Origin of the sequence: Nakamurella alba, assembly GCF_009707545.1 — a bacterium.
GTDB lineage: Bacteria > Actinomycetota > Actinomycetes > Mycobacteriales > Nakamurellaceae > Nakamurella > Nakamurella alba.
Window position 1 is genome coordinate 1 of record NZ_WLYK01000025.1, and the last position, 3,394, is coordinate 3,394.

A 3,394-nucleotide genomic window follows, 5' to 3' on the forward strand; every position below is an offset into this window, starting at 1 on the left:
CATGGGCGCTCTTTCGCGGGTACGGGAATATCAACCCGTTGTCCATCGACTACGCCTGTCGGCCTCGCCTTAGGTCCCGACTCACCCTGGGCGGATTAGCCTGGCCCAGGAACCCTTGGTCAATCGGTGGGGGAGGTTCTCACTCCCCATTCGCTACTCATGCCTGCATTCTCACTCGTGTGGCGTCCACGGCTGGGTTACCCCGCCGCTTCACTCGCCACACGACGCTCCCCTACCCATCCACACGACTGGACCCCAAAGGGGCCGATCGATGTGTGAATGCCGCGGTTTCGGTGGTGTGCTTGAGCCCCGCTACATTGTCGGCGCGGAATCACTTGACCAGTGAGCTATTACGCACTCTTTAAAGGGTGGCTGCTTCTAAGCCAACCTCCTGGTTGTCTGTGCGACTCCACATCCTTTCCCACTTAGCACACGCTTAGGGACCTTAACCGGCGATCTGGGCTGTTTCCCTCTCGACTATGAAGCTTAGCCCCCACAGTCTCACTGCCGCGCTCTCACTTACCGGCATTCGGAGTTTGGTTGATTTCGGTAAGCTTGTGGGCCCCCTAGACCATCCAGTGCTCTACCTCCGGTAAGAAACACGCGACGCTGCACCTATATGCATTTCGGGGAGAACCAGCTATCACGAAGTTTGATTGGCCTTTCACCCCTACCCACAGCTCATCCCCCAGGTTTTCAACCCTGGTGGGTTCGGACCTCCACGACGTCTTACCGTCGCTTCATCCTGGCCATGGGTAGATCACTTCGCTTCGGGTCTAGAGCATGCGACTCAAACGCCCTGTTCGGACTCGCTTTCGCTACGGCTTCCCCACACGGGTTAACCTTGCCACATACCACTAACTCGCAGGCTCATTCTTCAAAAGGCACGCCGTCACAGCCGCAAGGGCCGCTCCGACGGATTGTAAGCACACGGTTTCAGGTACTATTTCACTCCCCTCCCGGGGTACTTTTCACCTTTCCCTCACGGTACTAGTCCGCTATCGGTCACCAAGTAGTATTTAGGCTTAGCGGGTGGTCCCGCCGGATTCACAGCGAATTTCACGGGCTCGCTGCTACTTGGGATACCACTGGGGAGAACTCGAGTTTTCGGCTACGGGGGTGTCACCCTCTGCGCCTGGTTTTTCCAATGCCATTCGCCTAACACGAGTTTTTCTTACTCCCTGGACGGGCGGCAGCCCGACCTCAATGGTCCCACGACCCCGAATGCGCAACGCCTGCCGGCTATCACACGCAATCGGTTTAGCCTCTTCCGCTTTCGCTCGCCACTACTCACGGAATCGCGGTTGCTTTCTCTTCCTGTGGGTACTGAGATGTTTCACTTCCCCACGTTCCCTCCACGCACCCTATGTGTTCAGGTGCGGGTGACAGGACATGACTCCTGCCGGGTTTCCCCATTCGGAAATCCTCGGATCACAGCTCGGTTGACAGCTCCCCGAGGCTTATCGCAGCCTCCTACGTCCTTCATCGGCTCTTGGTGCCTAGGCATCCACCGTGTGCTCTTTATAACTTAGCCACAAAGATGCTCGCGTCCACTGTGCAGTTCTCAAGGTACGGGCGTACCCAATTCCAGACCCGTCGCGCACCGGCAACCGCCGGCCGTACAACGAGGAATCGGCCCGAAGAAAGCTCGAACACCAGGAAAACTCCCGGCAGCCCGTTCTTTCAGGACCCAACAGCGTACCTACAATCCCCCACCACACCGGCCACACGTTCCAACCTGACCCCAACAAAGGAGCCCCAACCACCGGCAAGCCGGCAGTCAAACGGTCGTACTGGACGCGCCAACATGATCGAGAACCGAACTGGTCAGTGTTCCACCCATGAGCTCCACCGCAGAACGTTCGTCTGCGAAATGGGCCTGGACCCAGACCTGCAAGAGGCCGGGCCAGATGCTCCTTAGAAAGGAGGTGATCCAGCCGCACCTTCCGGTACGGCTACCTTGTTACGACTTCGTCCCAATCGCCGATCCCACCTTCGACGGCTCCCTCCACAAGGGTTGGGCCACCGGCTTCGGGTGTTACCGACTTTCGTGACGTGACGGGCGGTGTGTACAAGGCCCGGGAACGTATTCACCGCAGCGTTGCTGATCTGCGATTACTAGCGACTCCGACTTCATGGGGTCGAGTTGCAGACCCCAATCCGAACTGAGACCGGCTTTTTGGGATTCGCTCCACCTCGCGGTTTCGCAGCCCTTTGTACCGGCCATTGTAGCATGCGTGAAGCCCAAGACATAAGGGGCATGATGATTTGACGTCATCCCCACCTTCCTCCGAGTTGACCCCGGCAGTCTCTTATGAGTCCCCACCATAACGTGCTGGCAACATAAGACAAGGGTTGCGCTCGTTGCGGGACTTAACCCAACATCTCACGACACGAGCTGACGACAACCATGCACCACCTGTGCACGGACCTTGCGGGGGAACCATCTCTGGAACTTTCCCGTGCATGTCAAGCCTTGGTAAGGTTCTTCGCGTTGCATCGAATTAATCCGCATGCTCCGCCGCTTGTGCGGGCCCCCGTCAATTCCTTTGAGTTTTAGCCTTGCGGCCGTACTCCCCAGGCGGGGCGCTTAATGCGTTAGCTGCGGCACGGAGGTCGTGGAAGGACCCCCACACCTAGCGCCCAACGTTTACGGCGTGGACTACCAGGGTATCTAATCCTGTTCGCTCCCCACGCTTTCGCTCCTCAGCGTCAGTATCGGCCCAGAGACCCGCCTTCGCCACCGGTGTTCCTCCTGATATCTGCGCATTTCACCGCTACACCAGGAATTCCAGTCTCCCCTACCGAACTCTAGTCTGCCCGTATCGAATGCAGGCCCGGAGTTGAGCCCCGGGTTTTCACATTCGACGCGACAGACCGCCTACGAGCTCTTTACGCCCAATAAATCCGGACAACGCTTGCACCCTACGTATTACCGCGGCTGCTGGCACGTAGTTAGCCGGTGCTTCTTCTGCAGGTACCGTCTTGATTCGTTCCTGCTGAAAGAGGTTTACAACCCGAAGGCCTTCATCCCTCACGCGGCGTCGCTGCGTCAGGCTTTCGCCCATTGCGCAATATTCCCCACTGCTGCCTCCCGTAGGAGTCTGGGCCGTGTCTCAGTCCCAGTGTGGCCGGTCGCCCTCTCAGGCCGGCTACCCGTCGTCGCCTTGGTAGGCCATTACCCCACCAACAAGCTGATAGGCCGCGGGCCCATCCCTAGCCGAAAAACTTTGAACCACACGAGATGCCTCGCACAGTCATCATCCGGTATTAGCACCTGTTTCCAAGTGTTATCCCAGAGCTAGGGGCAGGTTGCCCACGTGTTACTCACCCGTTCGCCACTCGAGTACCCGCAAGCGGGCCTTTCCGTTCGACTTGCATGTGTTAAGCACGC

The 3,394-nt window shown here is 58.2% G+C and carries 2 rRNA genes; both read right to left on the minus strand.

Annotated elements, in window-relative coordinates:
- Nucleotides 1-1,534 (minus strand): 23S ribosomal RNA (locus tag GIS00_RS26705); the annotation flags it as partial.
- 387 nt (nucleotides 1,535-1,921) lie between these two features.
- Nucleotides 1,922-3,394: ribosomal RNA gene (locus GIS00_RS26710) — 16S ribosomal RNA — on the minus strand; the annotation flags it as partial.